This is a genomic window from Bacillus sp. AP50, assembly GCF_040492675.1.
GTDB lineage: Bacteria > Bacillota > Bacilli > Bacillales > Bacillaceae_G > Bacillus_A > Bacillus_A cereus.
The window spans coordinates 1-16,904 of record NZ_JBEUTW010000194.1 but is presented as its reverse complement, the minus strand read 5'-3'; the positions used below and the strand labels follow the sequence as shown (position 1 = coordinate 16,904).

The following is a 16,904-nucleotide window of genomic DNA, read 5'->3' as shown; positions in this document are numbered from 1 at the left end:
TGTATAAGAGACAGCTCTTATAGAGGCATTAAAATTTGGAAAAACAAAGAAAAATATAAAACAAACGTATTTTAACAATAAAGGACAAGAAATTACAACGATTAACGATACTTTCCCTATAATAGAAAATGGAAAAATTAAAGGCGCTATTGAAATATCAAAAGAAATTAGTAACTTAAAACAAACGATAAAAATAAGCCCTTCTCGAAAACAAAGCACTAAATTTACCTTTGATCACATAATTGGTGATTCTGAAGCCATTCAATCAATCATTACAGAAGGAAAAAGAGTAATTCGTACATCTTCCTCCATACTTCTCGTAGGGGAAACAGGCACTGGTAAAGAACTATTTGCACAAAGCATCCATAATGAAAGTCAGCGTTCAACCAAACCCTTTATTTCACAAAACTGTGCCGCTATACCTGATACCTTAATGGAAAGCCTACTATTTGGCACAAATCGAGGTGCCTTTACAGGAGCAATAGATAAATCAGGCTTATTCGAAGAAGCGAACGGAGGAACTTTGTTATTAGATGAAATCAACTCATTAAGTCCAGCACTTCAAGCGAAGTTACTACGAGCTATACAAGAAAAAACAATACGAAGAATCGGAGGCACACACGAAAAAGAAATTGATGTTCGTATTATAGCAACTATCAATGAAGATCCTTTCGAAGCCATCGCACATAATCGATTAAGAGAAGACTTATATTATCGATTAAGCGTCGTTACTTTATGTCTTCCGCCTTTACGTGAAAGAAAAGAAGATATTCCAGATCTTGTTCAGCACTTTATTGAAAAATATAATACTCAATTTGGGCTCAATGTAACCGATGTAGATGTAAATGTAAGAGAATTTTTCTATGCATACGATTGGCCTGGAAACGTACGGGAGTTGGAACATATAATTGAAGGTTCCATGAACTTGATAGAAGATGAAACCATCATTACAGCGTTTCATATGCCTACTCGCTTTCGTGAACGAATAAAAACAGAATTCAATATGCAACATGCACTAACTAATCACAATACTGATGCACCTAAAACTTTAAAACACACAATAGAAAAAATGGAAAAGAACTACATTAACCAAATTCTTAAAGAACATCATGGCAACATCTCACAAGCTGCAAAATTTTTAGGATTAAGTAGGCAAAACTTACAATATCGAATTAAAAAACTGCATTTACACATATGAAATAAACATGTCTCCAAGTGCAAAAAATAACTTGGTAAAATATGTTACAATAAACATATAACATGCTAGAAAGGGCTATATATATGAGTAATGATAAAAAATTAAAGTTATTACACTACTTATATCTTCTCCCTGCTGTTCTATGTATAATGTTATTCATTAATGGTGATATGAGTAGCTTTCCTTATGCAAAGCTATTAGGAACAATTAGCGGCTCCTTTGCAGCTATTATGCTTGCTGCTTTTTGGAATTTGAAGCTACGTATAAAAAACGAGAAATCTTCGTAATACAAAAAAAATCGAGCTACTTAGCCCGATTTTTTTATTTGCCATTAAAACTCAACATTCTCTAAATACAACCCACTTGCCTCAGCAAGACAATTAATTTGATTGCGCTGCTTTTCCTCTAAAATGTTTGGAATTGCTTCAGCGTCTAATTGTCCTAATCCAACTTCAATTAATGCCCCGACAATTTTTCTTACCATATTATGAAGGAAGCCGTTACCACTTACTCTAATTTGTACAAACCCTGCCTCTTCCATCACATCAAGTGTATATACTTCTCGAACCATAGATTTTTTCTTTGATTTCGCATTTGAAAAAGCAGTAAAGTCATGTGAACCAACTAAATGTTTCGCAGCTGCTTTCATGCTTTTCACATTTAATTTTTTATTCACATGCATGCTGTATTTACGCATAAATGGATTTGTATGCTCTTCATTCCAAATTTTATACAGATATGTTTTTGCTTTAGAATTGTAACGAGCATGGAAACGATCATGTACTTCTTCCACATTCGTAATGCTAATATCATTAGGTAAATATTGATTTAAATATTTTTTCACTTTATGTTCCACTAACTTCTCATCACTTTGAAAGTTAGCAACTTGATTCAAAGCATGTACACCAGCGTCTGTTCTACTACAACCGATAATTTCAATTTCTTTTCCGACCATTTCAGATATGACACTTTCGATTTTTCCTTGAATTGTATTATCGTTATTACCGAGACGTTGCCATCCTTTAAAACGTGCGCCATCGTACTGAATTGTTAATTTATAATTATGCATAATATTCTCCTTCATAGAAAATATTCCCTCATACCATGAGGGAATATTAATAAACTTTACTTTCTAACAAGCTTCACTACATTTTCTACGTGAGCTGTATGCGGGAACATATCAACTGGTTGCACATACTCCACTTCATAGCTCTTCATTAATGCTTGTACATCACGTGCTAATGAAGAAGGATTACAAGACACGTACACAACTTGTTTCGGCTTCACTTTTAAAATTGTTTCCAGTAATTTATCATCGCAACCTGTACGTGGTGGGTCGACAACAATTACATCTGGACGCCATCCTTCTTTTACCCATTTCGGTAACCATTGTTCAGCTTTACCTGCTTCATATTTCGTATTTGTAAATCCGTGACGCTTTGCATTTTTTCTTGCATCTGCAATCGCTTCTGGAATTACATCCATACCACGTACTTCCGCTGCATCATTTGCAAGCCAAAGACCGATTGTACCAACGCCACAATACGCATCTACAATTTTCTCATCGCCTGTTAACGCAGCGGCTTTTTTTGCTTCATTATATAAAACAACGGTTTGCTCTGGATTCAACTGGAAGAACGCACGTGCTGATAATTCAAATGATAAATCACCAAGTGTTTCTTGAATTACTTCTTTTCCAGCTAATTTAAATGTTTTGTCGCCAAAAATAACAGATGTTTTACGCCAGTTTACATTTTGCATAATTGATTTAACCGCTGGCATCTGTTTTTGTACTTCTGCAATAAATTGTTCTTTATTTGGTAATTCTTCTTTTGTTGTAATAAGTGTAACTTGTACTTCACCTGTTTGAACTGCAGTACGTGTTACAATTGTGCGTACTAAACCTTTTTGTTTTTTCTCATTGTAAATAGAAACATTTAATTTTTCTAAAATACGTCTTACAACTTTTGTCGCTTCATTCGTTGCTTTATGTTGAATCATACAGTGAGCGATATCAATTAACTGATGTGAGTTTTGTTTATATAGCCCTGTAATAACCTTTTCGTCTTTACGCCCCACTTGTAATTGACTCTTATTACGATAATGCCATGGATTTTCCATGCCAAGCGTTGGACGAATTTTCTCTTCCATACTATTTTTCATGTACTTCTCAAATGCTTGTACAACGATATCACGCTTTTGATTCAATTGTTCTTTATAATCTAAATGTTGCAGCTGACAACCGCCACACTCCTCATATACTGGACACGGTGCTTTCACACGATGCGGTGAAGCTTTACGAACTTTTTTCACTTTCGCTTCAGCGAAGCCACGCTGAATTTTCGTTGTTTCTGCAACAACTTCTTCTCCTGGTAATGCCCCTGGAATGAAAACAACTTGTCTCTTAAAATAACCAACGCCTTCTCCGTTAATCCCAAGACGTTTAATTGTCACAGGAAACGTTTGACCAACTTCCAACTTACTCTCATGTTGCTTTTGTATCATTATTACACCTCTACTCTATACTTTTCCATAAATATAACGCTGCATAACTGCAGTATGGTTCACACTCTTGTTTCAATTTTTCTAAAAATGCATCATCAGGTTTATCATCTAATTGAAATATACCTTGCACTGCACGCTGAATCCCAATGTCCGCTTTTGGGAACATATTTTTCCGTCCAAGCCCAAACATTAAAAAGTTTTGCACTGTCCATGCACCAATTCCCCTAATTGGCAACAATTGTGCTGAAATGTCTTCTTCCGTCCCATTTTCTATACTCGCTAAATTTAATGTACCACTGACAATACTTCGACCTAATCCTACTATATATTCAGCCTTTCGCTGACTAAACTTCTGCTCTCTCAATTCTTCTATTGAAATATTTGCTACTATTTCCGGAGTGGGGAAAAAGAATACACCGTTCTTCTCTGTTCCATACCGTTTCACAAATTGTTCTGTTAACACAGTAGCAAATTTCAAATTTATTTGTTGGTGAATGATACAGCGAAGCAGACAAGCAAAATAATCAAATTCTAAAATAATTGGAGTATAAGCATATGTTTCAAATAGTGGACGTAATGATGTGTTTAAAAAATGATTTTGTATATCTTGAAACGGTTCATTCCAATGAAAAATGGCTCTCATTCGTTTCATGACTTTCTCTGGATCTCCTGTCTGACTAGAAATCCAAAACTGTGGATTTTGAACAGTACCAATCCCTTGTAAGCGAACAACAACCTGTTCCTCGTCGATACAAAGCGGGATATAAATAACTTTCTCATCTAATTGAATGACGTTAAGAGGATCAAAAGATAAACGTTTTAATACTTCTTCAAAATGATACGGATACTCTAACGTAACATGCTCGCTCCACATACGTTTCCCCATCCTTTTTACACATCATTATAGCATGAGAAAACCGTAAGCATACATGCTTACGGTTGATTGCCTTTTACTAAGTCATCTAGACTTTTAAAATGATACCCTTTCTCGCGCAAATCATCAATGATTTTTGCAAGTGCTTCTGCATTATCTTTTGATATTGCATGAAGTAATAAAATAGATCCTGGATGAATCATCGTCATAACATTATTATGCGCATATTGCCATCCTCTTTGCTGATCCACTTTCCAATCCAAAAATGCAAGTGACCAAAATACATTATAATAGCCCATTTCTTTCGTAAGAGCTAACGTTCTTTCACTAAATACACCGCGCGGAGGACGTACATATTTCACTTCTTTTTGCCCAGTTACTTTTTTAATTTCTTCTGTTACACTCGTTAATTCTTCACGAAGTTTCTCATCATTTACCGCTGTAAAATCAGGATGACTCCAAGAATGGTTTCCAATAATGTGTCCTTCATCCTTCATTCTTAACAATAAATCTTTTTGTGTTTTAATGTAATGTCCCGTTACAAAGAAAGTTGCTGGTACTTTTTTCTCTTTTAATACATCTAATATTTTCCCTGTGTATCCATTCTCATATCCATTATCAAATGTTAAATAAATATCTTTTTTCTTCGTATCTCCTAAATAAAACCCGCCATTTTTTTGTAGTAAATCTGTATATAACTTTCCTGCATCTGGTACTGTTTCATTTTTAGGACGCGGGATTCCCCAGTTATGTGGAGTATTTGTATAAGCCAGTGCTGAAACTGGAACAAGTGCCATCATAATTGAAAAAATGAGACCGATATATAACCATTTATATTTCATAAATAGTCTCCTTTCCATATATAATCGTACTTGTAGTTTCTGTTGCAACGCATTCTTTCATGCTGAACATGTTTTTCTATATATACCAAAAAAATGCATCTCGAATCATTCGAGATGCATTTTTTATTTACTTAAATACTGGCTCTTTAAAGCTAGCTAATTTTTCAAGTGATGTTTTATCAACATCTGCATGTAAGCTATTACCATGAGAGTCCATCGTTACAACTGCTTTAAAACCGTCGATACGTAAATGCCACATTGCTTCTGGAATACCAAATTGTAAGAAATCAACATCTTTCACTTCTTTAATACATTCAGCATAATATTGCGCTGCACCACCGATTGCGTTTAAATATACACCGCCATGTTCTTCTAAAGCCGCTAATGTTTTCGCACCCATACCGCCTTTTCCAATGACAGCGCGAATACCGAATTTCTTCATAATATCGCCTTGGTACGGTTCTTCACGAATACTTGTCGTTGGACCTGCCGCTTTAATTTGCCAATTGTCATTTTCATCTTTCACAACAACTGGACCACAGTGGTAAATAATTTGTCCATTTAAATCTACTGGACAATCATTATCCATTAAATGCTTATGGATTGCGTCACGACCTGTATACATCATGCCATTAATTGTTACAACATCACCAACGCGAAGTTCACGAATTTGCTCTTCTGTAATTGGTGCTTCTAATACAATCTCACGTTGCTCTGTTTTTTCTTGTACTTCATGCTGAAGTGTATCTTCCCCTTCTTGATATAGCCAATCCATAATGTCTCCTGTTTCAGGATGGATTTTCACACCAAGGCGACGATATGCCCAGCAATTATACGCAACAGATACATAGAAACTAGCTGGCAAACGATTATAGACGCCAATTTTACAACCAAGTAAAGTTGTTTCTCCGCCAAATCCCATCGTACCAATGCCAAGCTTGTTCGCATTTTCTAATACGTACTCTTCAAGATGTTGTAACTCTGGTACTGGATTGACATCATCTAATGTACGGAATAATTGATTTTTTGCTAATTCATAACCTGATGTGCGGTCTCCCCCGATACCAACACCAATTACACCAGCGCTACATCCTTGCCCTTGTGCTTGATATACTGCATGAAGAAGGCATTTACGAATCCCTTCTAAATCACGGCCAGCTCGTCCAAGTCCTTCTAGTTCACACGGTAAGCTATATTGAATATTTTTATTCTCACAGCCACCACCTTTTAGGATTAAACGTGCATCAATATAATCTTTTTCCCATTGTTCAAACTTAATCACCGGTGTACCTGGTCCTAAATTATTTCCACTATTATCTCCAAAAAGAGAATCAACAGAATTGGGACGAAGTTTACCATCTTTTGTCGCCCGCTCAAGCGCATTATAGATAGCTTCCTTCAACTTTAATTGATTCACACCAACTGGTGTATAAATTTTAAACGTTGGCATCCCTGTATCTTGGCAAATCGGCGAGATGTTATCATCAGCCATTTTAATATTATTTGTAATTGTGCCAAGTGCCATCGCAGAACGAGTCCCTGCATTTTCTCGCTCTTTCGCTTGTTGAATCGCACGACGAACATCTTTCGGTAAGTTCGTTGACGTTTCAACAATTAGTTGATACATGCTTTCTTGAAGCTTTTCCATTGTTACTTCCCCCTCAATTGTGAACGCTACCAAAACGTTATGAGCTGAAAATTCAATTGTTATGCTCTTTAGCTATTTATTTCACGCTATTAAAGCATAAATGAAATTTTTCACAACTTGATTATACCTCTTTTTCTATCGTCCTTCTATTACCCGAACAGAAAAAGGCTACCAAATTGGAATTGGTAGCCTTTTTAATATATTATTCGTCTTTTTTAAATTGCTCACATTTTAATTCTAATTCATCTAACATTGCAAGAAGACGATCTACATCTTCTAATTCTACTTCTTCGGGTTCAATTGTATCAATTACTTCAATGAACATATTTAAACGTTCTTTTAAATATACTAATTGTGTATCTTTATCTTGAATTGCTTTTCCCATGAAGGCACTCTCCTTTTAATTCGAGTTGCTTTTATTATACCGCAAAAACGATTGCTATGGGCATGAAATTTCATCAATTTTGTCACAGTCATCCACTATAATGTAAGCCCTCTCTCTTTTCATGCTAAAAAGTTTCACTTTATAAAAAGCACATATTCTTCTATTATAGAGAATGGACAAATTGTTATTTCAATAGTCAAAGGAGTATTTCATATGACGATATCACAAAAAATGAAGCCGATTACTCCTTCTTACGATCCATGGGAAGCGTATATGGACCTTGAAGAGTACGGCAAACTACTATTAACAAATGTTGAATTTACAACGACGACGTTATGCAATATGCGCTGTGAGCATTGCGCTGTTGGTTACACGTTACAGCCGAAAGACCCAAATCCGCTTCCGATGGATCTTTTATTAAAACGATTAGATGAGATTCCTCATTTACGTTCTTTAAGTATTACTGGCGGAGAACCTATGCTTTCAAAAAAATCCGTCGACAACTATGTAACACCACTCTTAAAATACGCCCATGAACGAGGCGTTCGCACTCAAATCAACTCTAACTTAACTATAGATTTAGCACGTTACGAACAGATTATTCCTTATTTAGACGTATTGCATATCTCTCATAACTGGGGAACAATTGATGACTTCGTTGAAGGCGGATTTGCAATGATGGAGCGTAAGCCTACTTACGAACAACGTGCAAAATTATTCGAAAGAATGATTACAAATAGTAAGGCTCTATCAGATGCAGGTGTACTTGTATCTGCCGAAACAATGTTAAACAAAAGAACTCTACCACATATTGAACATATTCACCGCCAAATCGTCGAAGAGATGGGCTGTAAACGTCATGAAGTTCATCCAATGTATCCAAGTGACTTTGCGAGTAATCTAGAGATTTTAACAAAAGCTGAAATTCGTGATGCGATTGAGCATTTACTAGAAATTCGCGATGAAAATGTATGGATGTTATTTGGAACTTTACCTTTCTATGCTTGTAGCGATGACGAGCGAGACATTGCCACATTTAAAAAGTTACAAGAGAGCAAAAATGTAACTGTTCGTAACGATCCAGATGGTCGTTCACGCTTAAATGTAAATATTTTTGATGGCAATATTATCGTTACTGATTTTGGTGATGTTCCACTTCTAGGAAACATACAAACAAACACATTACAAGAAGCGTATGAAAAATGGAGCGCTTCAAAAACTGCAAAATCATTAAGCTGTCACTGTCCTGCAGTAAAATGTCTTGGACCAAATGTTCTTGTAAAAAACAGCTACTATCCGACAGAAGATTTCTTATCAAAAACAGCAAACATTACATTATAAAAAAACGTCAGCTTATAAGCTGACGTTTTTTCATGTTATTGCGAGTGGGAAGAAGAAATGAATTTAAAATACAAATGATCATGAATTGGAATAGCAGCTCCAATTCCTTGAGAAGTAATATTTTTCACAACAAGTCTTTTTTGATTTCCCTTTAATACAAGATACACTTCTCCAAATGTTACTTTTCCTTTTTCATTTACTGCTGGTGTATAAGCGTATAAATATCCGAGTTGACTCGGACTAATATTATACACACGCTCATGTCCAGTACCATAACCAATGGTCGTTTTAAACGAAAGGGGTAATTGTACTTTTTCAAGTGCTTTGAGAAGCATCATTTTTTTCACATCTGCAGCATCTTTCATATCTGCTGTTAAATCGCCTTCAACCGTCTTTTGTGTTTCTTGCTTATAGCGAAGTGGATATAAACGGTCTCCTCCGCGATTATCATACACATTTCGATTCACTTGTTTATATTCCCAATTAATCGATGTGTCTACTGATTCATAATGTAAAGCCCATTGACCCAAATAAATTTTTGCCCGATACCCTACTGCAAGCGGCGCATTTGAAATTGTCGTTTCATTAAACATCCGAATTAAGTCTGGATTTTCAATTTTAATATTAGCCGTTTTCAATAGCTCTTGAGCAAATTTACTTGGTTGTAAACGTGGCAAATCTTGCGCATCATTTGGAAATGTATTGTCTTTTGAAATATTTAAAACAGATGAAGGCATTTTTGTTCCTACTGTTGTCTTTGCAAAACTCATGTTAGGAAATAATAAAATAAACGAGACCATAGTTGAAAGACATATGCTGTATACTCGTTTCACCTGTCTGGCTCCTTCCTATGTAGGTATATATACTACTTCGTTTATTGTTTTCTCTGAGCGCAATTGTTATGCCTATTTTTCATAATAAATAAAAACCAATTCCCATAATGACATACGCCGCTAGTAAAGTGCCACCTTCAAACCAGTTTGTATCTCCATCATTGGAAATCGCAATCGTTAAGAAAACGGCTGTAATCATAGACACAAGTTCTGGTATAGTAAATACTAAAGGCATCCTTTGCGCGAAGAACATAGATAGCAATACTAATACAGGAGCAACAAACATGGCGATTTGTAATGTAGAGCCTATTGCAATTTCGACTGCAATATTTACTTTATTTTTATAAGCCATAATAATTGCAGACGCATGTTCCGCTGCATTCCCAACAATCGCAACGATAATAACCCCTATAAATAACTCTGACCAACCAAATGACTTTGCAACAGTTTCAAAAGTATGTACGAGTGCCTCTGACACATAAGCTACTGCCAGTGTTGCTATCGCTAAAATAAGGAGCGCCTTCCCTTTTGACCACTCTGGCTCTTCTTCATGCGCTACTTCGTCACTTTTATGTTGATATACACCACGGTGCGTAACTAACTTAAATAGTAATGCAGCAAGGTACATGATAATCATAATAATAGAAACACCTATACTTAATTGATACGTCTTGCCAGCGTCCATCTTCATTGAAAAGATCTCTGGAATAACAAAGGCCACAACAACAGCAAATATTAATAAAGCTGAATTATGCCTTGCATCATATACATTAAAACTTTGTCTTTTGTATTTAAGACCTCCAACAAAGAAAGATAACCCTCCTACCAATAATAAATTTCCAAGTACAGAACCGGTTAAAGAAGCTAACACCACTTCAATTAACCCTGCTTGAAGTGCAAAAATTGAAATGATAAGTTCAACAGCATTACCGAAAGTAGCATTTAATAACCCGCCTATTCTAGGACCAGAAACAATTGCTAGACTCTCTGTTGCTCTCCCCATAAAACCAGCTAATGCGATAATCGTAATACAATACACAGCGAACATAATTGTTTCTGGCCAATGAAGTGTTTTTCCAAGTACAGATAGTGGTACACCTATAAGCGCTACTATAAGAAATATTTTATTAAACATGCTTTTCATCCTTCCATCGTATGTATTTCTCCTCAATATTATTATTATTCTTCTCCTAACTTGTCCGATTTCATCACAATTACGTTTAAAAAATCGGATTGAAGAAAACAGTATGAAAGATATTTAAATTATCTTGTTTAAACAGACAGAATTATAAATTGTGAAAAGGGGTTAAAATTATGCACTTAAAAGAAAAAATCGCAACTATTATTCAAGGTCAACGTACTGGTGTATTATCTACAGTACGAAATGAGAAACCTCATAGCGCCTTTATGATGTTTTTCCATGAAGATTTTGTACTATATGTTGCAACAGATCGACAATCAAAAAAGATAACAGATATTGAACAAAATCCTAATGTCCATGTACTACTCGGACGAGAAGGAAAAAAATTAGATGAAGATTATATTGAAGTTGAAGGGTTAGCTTCAATCGAGGAAGACTCAACATTAAAAAACAAGTTTTGGAATAATAGCTTAAAACGTTGGTTACTCGGTCCTGAAGACCCTAATTACGTATTGATCAAAATCAATCCCGACACAATTTATTACATTGATGGTGCGGGTACGACGGAGCCTGAGTTTTTACGACTATAAAATAAAACAAGCCCCCCCTTAGGTGGGCTTGTTTTGTCGAAAAGTTCTTTTAAAAAAAATAATAAAATAGGTGGAACTTTCCAAAGATTCTGTTATATAATAGCAGTAACTTAAATAAACTGTATTAAAACAGATTGAGAGGAGAAATAAAATTGATGAAGAGAGAAGAACGCAAAAATATGATTGAGTTTATTGAAAAGAAAAAAGGGATTGAGCGTGACGAATTACTGTTTATGACAGACGATGAAGTAGAACATATTTATAATGTAACGTACTTTTTATATGAGGAAATTGCAGAGTAGTATAATAATCCCCACCTTATTAAAAATATAAGGTGGGGATTATTTCGTTATTTAGCCCACTATTTACAGGCAGTAAAACTCCCACCTTAAAATTCAGGTGGAGCAAGAAGTTAAGTTGAAGTCGCGCTTTCTATAAAGCTCAATTGCTTCAACTTTATACATGAGAATCATTTTCATGTATAATACTGTAAGATTGGAGGAATTTTACTATGAGTTCGTGGCTCTTATTTGCACTATTATCAGCAATTGCTGCTGCCCTTGTATCTATTTTTGGAAAGTTTGGTTTAGACGGCATCGATGCAAACGTTGCAACAACAATTCGATCTATTATTATGGCATTATTTATGATAGGCGTTATTATCATACAAGGTAAATTTCAAAATATCGGCGACGTACTGCTAAATAAAAAAGCACTGCTATTTATCACATTAAGTGGGGTTGCAGGTGCTTCGTCATGGCTATTTTATTTTCTTGCCCTCAAAACAGGAAAGGTTTCACAAGTAGCTCCTGTCGATAAATTAAGCGTCGTATTTTCTATCATTCTCGCTATGATTATCCTCGGTGAAAAGTTAAACTTTATGACCGGTGTTGGTGTAGTCTTTATTACAGCTGGTGTATTATTTATTGCTTTCAGCTAAAAAAACCGCTATTAGCGGTTTTTCTTTTTCTTTATGTACAACCATACAACACATGTAACAACTGCTGAAATTAATAAAATCCATATTCCATAATGATGTAAACTATACTCAACGAAGCGCCACTTCTCGCCTAACTTCCAGCCAAGCCCAATAAAAACACTTATCCAAATGAGCGCACCACCGTAAGCGTACAAACAAAAACGCCAAAGTGTCAAATTTGATACCCCAGCAAAATATGCCGTTAAATGACGTACTCCCGGTATAAAATAACCAATCATTAAAAGAAATGGCCCATATTTTTCAAATAAAATATGTGTTTTTTCAATGTGATGTTCTTTAATTCTAATTTTCGGCCCATATTTCTTTAAAACAGGGAGCCCAAGTTTTAAACCTAATATGTAGCTTAACGTGATCCCTAACATCGCACCAGCCATCCCACTTAAAAAAGCAGCAGTTCCTGACATAACTCCTTTTGAAACATTATAACCAACAAAGGTCAATAAAAACTCGTCTGGTATCGGTAATCCGACAATACCACCAGCCAAAGCTATAACAATTCCAAAATAGCCATAATGCGCGATTAACTCGCCAATATGTTGTTCCATTCGGAAGACACATCCTATGCACGATCGTTATTCCACATTGTACCCTTTCTATCTTTAAGGCAAACATGGTATACATATTCACTATACATTGTTTTTATAATGAACTCTACTTCTATTCTTTCCTTTAACAGAGATAAAGTGAAACTTTAATCAGTGGGAGTTTTGTTCATCCTCTACTAATTATTAACCTATGCCAATCTTGCTTCTACAGACATCCCGACTCCCACATAACTTACTTACATTCAACAATTTTGAGATTAGATTCTTACTGCCCGCAAATAACCCGATAAAAAATAAAAATTCATATGCGTGTTTTTTTGTTACAATAAAGGAAAGTTACTTTTCGCAACGGTTTAACTCTCAAGAAAAATGATATATCTAGCAAAAACATAGTTTGGTCTATATAATGCAACTTCTACCTATTAAAAGAACATACACCCTTTTACATACGACATCATTTTTCTAAATTATACAGGGGGGAACGAACATGACCATTGAAAATCAATTTATTCAAAAAGTTTACTATAAAACATTTTTAACAGAAGAAACTTCTACTCCTGCATCGGAAGTACTCGGTGAAGCATATATAAATGAATCTAAAAATGAATTCTCCAACATTTCTAATATTCGATTTGCTCAAGGTGAATTTTATTATCAAAATAAAGATTTTGAAGCAGCTATATTTAAATGGGAAAAAGTAAATAATGCTCTTGCACTTTGGGCGACAAAAAATATTGCAGATGCTTATTTTGAACTAGGATTCTTACCAAAGGCAGAAGAAATTTATCAATCTATTCAAACGGAAGATACAACTCTTACGATGGAGGTTTCCTTACAACTTCTTTCTCTTTATATCGAACAAGATCGTTTAGGACTCGCTTTTAAGACGATTAGTGAAGCTGTTGCATTCCAACCGGATTATCCAAATATTACTGCAATTGCACGTTCTTTCTATGAAAAACAAGAAGATTGGAACAACGCTATCGAACTAGCTGTTCAAGAAGGTATTCGAACACAATCTTTACACTGGTTTGATACGTTAATAAATTACATAAACAAAGGATTTACAAAAAATATTAAGCCTGAATATTTCTATGAGTCTTTAAAAGCTCTATATGCTGTTGATCAAGCTCAATTTAAAGAGCTTGTTATTGCTCTTTGGAATAGCTATCAACATGAATCCTTATACCTTCCTTGGATTCAAAGTATTAATCATTTATTCTTGCATATTGAAACAGACAATAATGACGATTGGAATGAAATTTCTACTCGCTATCAAGAAACATACTTTGCATTAATTACCGGAAATCATTTTATGCATGAATTAAACGGACTTGTACCAAATTTATTAACAAATTGGTTTAGTTTAACGAAAGCAAAAGATTCTCTAGTTGTCTCTGCAGCAGTGTTAGCATGGAATGAAGTCTCACCTACAACTTTAGAATCATTACTCGTAAAAAGTGCTGGATCCTTACTTTCTAATACATCAGCTGAAGCAGATGTAAATATGGAAACAGTTTCTCATTTATTCGAAACAATCGCTGTATGGGCTGAGAAAAATGATGTAGATTTAAGTCATCAATTTACGCTACTAGTCCATGAACTATGTGATTTAAATGTCACACCACTACTAATAGCTGGAACTAGTGACCATGATAAAACATCATTTGTTAATTCAATATTGGGAGAGAACATCTTAACTGAAACTTTAACAACTCCTATTCTATTTAAAGACGCTAGTCAAACTGAAATAACAGAATTTACCGAGTTAGATATACGAAATATCCCTAACCTTGATGAATTCCATCAAATAACGGCTACATCTGCTCAGTCAGAACTTGAGAAAAAATGTATAGAAATTAAGCTACCAAGTAGGTTTTTAAGAAAAAATAAGTTTACATTTCTTCTTACACCATCCATTCAAGAGCAATTGGATAAAAACAATGCATACTTTGAATACTTACAAGCAGCAGATAGTCTTGTTTACGTATTAAATTCTTCTTCACCATTGCATAGTAAAGAAATTGATACATTAATTTATTTACGTGAACAAGTACCAAACTTACAAATTCACTTCGTATTACACACAAATAATACGACTACTAATGAAAAACTAATTAGTAAACTTAAAGTACATTTTCCAGATGCACAATTCTTCCCATACTCTCCTTCGCAAGAGAGTAGCCAGCAACTTGGAGATGTAACAGAATCTATTCTCTCTAATCTTGCAAAACGCGATATAGAAAAAGAACGTATAGAAAAGCTAATATGGTTTACACAAAAGACAATTGCTTATCTCATAAATGAACGTGTGGAATTAGAAAATACATTAGTAAAATCCGTACGCTGGAATAAACACATCTCAGTGAAACTTACTGGATTTATTAATAACCTTACTGCTCTTGAAAAAGATAAAATTCGCTCTATTACCGAATCCTATCTTTTAACGAAAGAAGAAATTACACGAGATATACATTCTCAAATTCCTGAATTATTACAGAGTTGCTCTGATCTTGTTCAAGAAGATAGTGATTTCAAACTAGTTCATGAAGAATTAAATGCTGCAATGAATGAACGTGTTCAAAAGCATGTACAACAGGTACTTCTTCCTAAATTTACTGGGTCTATTCAAGAATGGATTGAAACAGCACATAATGAATTTATTCAAGCTCAAGCTTATTTAGATGAAATGAGTGAAACGTTTAATAAATTATATAAAGAAGAACGTATGAAACTTCCTTGCGATTTCAAATTATTAGATGATTGGAATCGAGATGTTGCACGAATGACAAATCGAATTACAGTAACGAACATCAATATTTTATTACGCTTTACACCGACACAGTTTTTCTTAAAAAGTGCCGGAAAATTATTTGGTAATATGCAAAAAAACCAATCTATGCTCGCCAACAAATATAAACAATATATTGAAACAGAAGACTATACAGAAATTGCTCACACAATTTCCAAACAATTCTTCCTTCAATTTGAAGTATTTGAAGGTGCATTAGAACGTGATATCATGATGTTCTTCAAAGATCCACTTAATATATTGAAACAAAATGTAGATGCAGCTCAACTTGAGATACAGGAAGACGAGCAAACATTAGCGACGCTAAGAAGCAATCCAGAAACATATCATGATCCTTTGGCGTTATTTAAACTACAATTACTACAACATAAATTTGTTTTAAGTACTACAAAGAAACATGAAGATATCTTTGTATCAAACGAATCTCCTACTGTTTAACAAAAAAACCAAGCAAACTAAAATTTGCTTGGTTTTTTTTACTTTATTATTTTCATATGTTCAAACGGATAATAAATGCCTGCTAACTTTCCTAACACATCTTCTCTATCAATAAAACCTAAACCATTTCTACTATCTTTACTTATTAAGCGATTATCTCCCATAACAAAAATCTTATTTTTAGGAACTGTAATCGGTCCAAAGTCCTCTGTTAAATTCATAAGTTTTTTTTCTGCTTGTTTTTTATTACTATCCAAATACTCTTCATCTTTCACTTCAGAATTTACATATAATTGATCATTTCTCATCTCAATTATATCTCCAGGCAATCCAATCACTCTTTTGACATAAAAATTATCTGTTTTCACAACAATAATATCTTCTCTCCCATAGCTTTCAAATTGTTTTGCTAACTTATTAACAATCACCTTATCTCCATCTTGCAACGTTGGCCTCATAGATGCTCCTTTTACAGTCGTCGGAAAAAACACAAAAAATTTCGCCAAAAACACCAATAAACATGCAATTGCAATAGTTCCAAAGAATTCACGCCAACGTTTTTTCTTTTGCATCATTTCACCAACTCATCATCTTTTTACTTTTATTATAAATAATACGACTGATGATTTTCTACAAAATTCTGAATTATAAAATTACAATATTAGAAATTTTAAAATAAAAATACTGATCAAATTAACAAGCAAAAAAGATACTCTCAAAATAGTCTATCCACTATTTTGAGAGTATCTTTT

Annotated in this window: 16 protein-coding genes and 1 pseudogene; 7 read left to right on the top strand and 10 right to left on the bottom strand. The window is 34.4% G+C overall.

Going from position 1 to position 16,904, the window contains the following annotated elements; genetic code table 11:
• Positions 1-10 precede the first annotated feature (10 nt).
• Positions 11-1,198, top strand: a pseudogene (locus tag ABWK52_RS16165) (sigma-54 interaction domain-containing protein); the annotation flags it as partial.
• Between the two features lie 83 nt (positions 1,199-1,281).
• On the top strand, positions 1,282-1,485 hold the full coding sequence (locus ABWK52_RS16160) for a hypothetical protein (protein ID WP_000063854.1): 204 nt from the start codon (positions 1,282-1,284) through the stop codon (positions 1,483-1,485).
• A 44-nt stretch (positions 1,486-1,529) separates the two neighbouring features.
• Here ABWK52_RS16160 and truA read toward each other — a convergent pair whose 3' ends face one another.
• The 6 genes from truA to ABWK52_RS16130 all read right to left on the bottom strand — a co-directional run bounded on the left by truA (position 1,530) and on the right by ABWK52_RS16130 (position 7,452).
• The gene (gene truA, locus ABWK52_RS16155; protein ID WP_000553118.1) at positions 1,530-2,267 is read right to left on the bottom strand and encodes a tRNA pseudouridine(38-40) synthase TruA; all 738 of its coding nucleotides are present in this window, start codon (positions 2,265-2,267) and stop codon (positions 1,530-1,532) included.
• Positions 2,268-2,323: 56 nt separating this feature from the next.
• Positions 2,324-3,703 (bottom strand): 23S rRNA (uracil(1939)-C(5))-methyltransferase RlmD, encoded by a 1,380-nt coding sequence (rlmD, locus tag ABWK52_RS16150; protein WP_000615200.1) that lies wholly within the window; start codon positions 3,701-3,703, stop codon positions 2,324-2,326.
• Positions 3,704-3,713: 10 nt separating this feature from the next.
• Complete coding sequence (locus tag ABWK52_RS16145; RefSeq protein WP_000269421.1) at positions 3,714-4,577, bottom strand: DNA-3-methyladenine glycosylase family protein; 864 nt, start codon at positions 4,575-4,577, stop codon at positions 3,714-3,716.
• Positions 4,578-4,636: 59 nt separating this feature from the next.
• Positions 4,637-5,419 (bottom strand): delta-lactam-biosynthetic de-N-acetylase, encoded by a 783-nt coding sequence (gene pdaA, locus ABWK52_RS16140; RefSeq protein WP_000875956.1) that lies wholly within the window; start codon positions 5,417-5,419, stop codon positions 4,637-4,639.
• Positions 5,420-5,546: 127 nt separating this feature from the next.
• A complete protein-coding gene (fumA, locus tag ABWK52_RS16135; protein ID WP_000413522.1) occupies positions 5,547-7,067 on the bottom strand; it encodes a class I fumarate hydratase in 1,521 nt (506 codons plus the stop codon).
• Positions 7,068-7,269: 202 nt separating this feature from the next.
• Positions 7,270-7,452, bottom strand: a complete 183-nt coding sequence (locus ABWK52_RS16130) for an SE1561 family protein (protein WP_000513558.1) — start codon at positions 7,450-7,452, stop codon at positions 7,270-7,272.
• Positions 7,453-7,665: 213 nt separating this feature from the next.
• Here ABWK52_RS16130 and yfkAB point away from each other — a divergent pair, with 213 nt between their 5' ends.
• Positions 7,666-8,793 carry a radical SAM/CxCxxxxC motif protein YfkAB gene (gene yfkAB, locus ABWK52_RS16125; RefSeq protein ID WP_000156023.1) on the top strand — a complete coding sequence of 376 codons (1,128 nt, stop codon included), beginning with the start codon at positions 7,666-7,668 and terminating at the stop codon, positions 8,791-8,793.
• A 35-nt stretch (positions 8,794-8,828) separates the two neighbouring features.
• On the opposite strand, the gene ABWK52_RS16120 is transcribed toward yfkAB, so the two are convergent.
• The gene (locus tag ABWK52_RS16120; RefSeq protein ID WP_002102695.1) at positions 8,829-9,626 is read right to left on the bottom strand and encodes a YfkD famly protein; all 798 of its coding nucleotides are present in this window, start codon (positions 9,624-9,626) and stop codon (positions 8,829-8,831) included.
• A 79-nt stretch (positions 9,627-9,705) separates the two neighbouring features.
• On the bottom strand, positions 9,706-10,761 hold the full coding sequence (gene cax, locus ABWK52_RS16115; protein WP_000482133.1) for a calcium/proton exchanger: 1,056 nt from the start codon (positions 10,759-10,761) through the stop codon (positions 9,706-9,708).
• A 179-nt stretch (positions 10,762-10,940) separates the two neighbouring features.
• On the opposite strand from cax, the gene ABWK52_RS16110 reads away from it, so the two are divergent.
• From ABWK52_RS16110 to ABWK52_RS16100, 3 genes are all read left to right on the top strand, one after another.
• On the top strand, positions 10,941-11,357 hold the full coding sequence (locus ABWK52_RS16110) for a pyridoxamine 5'-phosphate oxidase family protein (RefSeq protein ID WP_000550220.1): 417 nt from the start codon (positions 10,941-10,943) through the stop codon (positions 11,355-11,357).
• Positions 11,358-11,512: 155 nt separating this feature from the next.
• On the top strand, positions 11,513-11,659 hold the full coding sequence (locus ABWK52_RS16105; protein ID WP_000817786.1) for a BH0509 family protein: 147 nt from the start codon (positions 11,513-11,515) through the stop codon (positions 11,657-11,659).
• Positions 11,660-11,868: 209 nt separating this feature from the next.
• Positions 11,869-12,297 (top strand): EamA family transporter, encoded by a 429-nt coding sequence (locus tag ABWK52_RS16100; RefSeq protein ID WP_000100296.1) that lies wholly within the window; start codon positions 11,869-11,871, stop codon positions 12,295-12,297.
• 11 nt (positions 12,298-12,308) lie between these two features.
• On the opposite strand, the gene ABWK52_RS16095 is transcribed toward ABWK52_RS16100, so the two are convergent.
• Positions 12,309-12,902, bottom strand: coding sequence for a DedA family protein (locus tag ABWK52_RS16095; protein WP_000434878.1), 594 nt, complete (start codon positions 12,900-12,902; stop codon positions 12,309-12,311).
• A gap of 487 nt (positions 12,903-13,389) precedes the next feature.
• Here ABWK52_RS16095 and ABWK52_RS16090 point away from each other — a divergent pair, with 487 nt between their 5' ends.
• A complete protein-coding gene (locus tag ABWK52_RS16090; RefSeq protein WP_000151409.1) occupies positions 13,390-16,152 on the top strand; it encodes a tetratricopeptide repeat protein in 2,763 nt (920 codons plus the stop codon).
• Positions 16,153-16,190: 38 nt separating this feature from the next.
• Here ABWK52_RS16090 and lepB read toward each other — a convergent pair whose 3' ends face one another.
• A complete protein-coding gene (lepB, locus tag ABWK52_RS16085) occupies positions 16,191-16,727 on the bottom strand; it encodes a signal peptidase I (protein ID WP_000983302.1) in 537 nt (178 codons plus the stop codon).
• Positions 16,728-16,904: the final 177 nt, after the last annotated feature.

Coding starts and splice junctions, on each gene's coding strand:
- yfkAB (WP_000156023.1), top strand. CDS start 7,666: ATGACGATATCACAAAAAATGAAGCCGATTACTCCTTCTTACGATCCA.
- lepB (WP_000983302.1), bottom strand. CDS start 16,727: ATGATGCAAAAGAAAAAACGTTGGCGTGAATTCTTTGGAACTATTGCA.
- ABWK52_RS16110 (WP_000550220.1), top strand. CDS start 10,941: ATGCACTTAAAAGAAAAAATCGCAACTATTATTCAAGGTCAACGTACT.
- ABWK52_RS16145 (WP_000269421.1), bottom strand. CDS start 4,577: ATGTGGAGCGAGCATGTTACGTTAGAGTATCCGTATCATTTTGAAGAA.
- ABWK52_RS16105 (WP_000817786.1), top strand. CDS start 11,513: ATGAAGAGAGAAGAACGCAAAAATATGATTGAGTTTATTGAAAAGAAA.
- ABWK52_RS16100 (WP_000100296.1), top strand. CDS start 11,869: ATGAGTTCGTGGCTCTTATTTGCACTATTATCAGCAATTGCTGCTGCC.
- rlmD (WP_000615200.1), bottom strand. CDS start 3,703: ATGATACAAAAGCAACATGAGAGTAAGTTGGAAGTTGGTCAAACGTTT.
- cax (WP_000482133.1), bottom strand. CDS start 10,761: ATGTTTAATAAAATATTTCTTATAGTAGCGCTTATAGGTGTACCACTA.
- ABWK52_RS16095 (WP_000434878.1), bottom strand. CDS start 12,902: ATGGAACAACATATTGGCGAGTTAATCGCGCATTATGGCTATTTTGGA.
- fumA (WP_000413522.1), bottom strand. CDS start 7,067: ATGGAAAAGCTTCAAGAAAGCATGTATCAACTAATTGTTGAAACGTCA.
- ABWK52_RS16090 (WP_000151409.1), top strand. CDS start 13,390: ATGACCATTGAAAATCAATTTATTCAAAAAGTTTACTATAAAACATTT.
- ABWK52_RS16130 (WP_000513558.1), bottom strand. CDS start 7,452: ATGGGAAAAGCAATTCAAGATAAAGATACACAATTAGTATATTTAAAA.
- ABWK52_RS16160 (WP_000063854.1), top strand. CDS start 1,282: ATGAGTAATGATAAAAAATTAAAGTTATTACACTACTTATATCTTCTC.
- pdaA (WP_000875956.1), bottom strand. CDS start 5,419: ATGAAATATAAATGGTTATATATCGGTCTCATTTTTTCAATTATGATG.
- truA (WP_000553118.1), bottom strand. CDS start 2,267: ATGCATAATTATAAATTAACAATTCAGTACGATGGCGCACGTTTTAAA.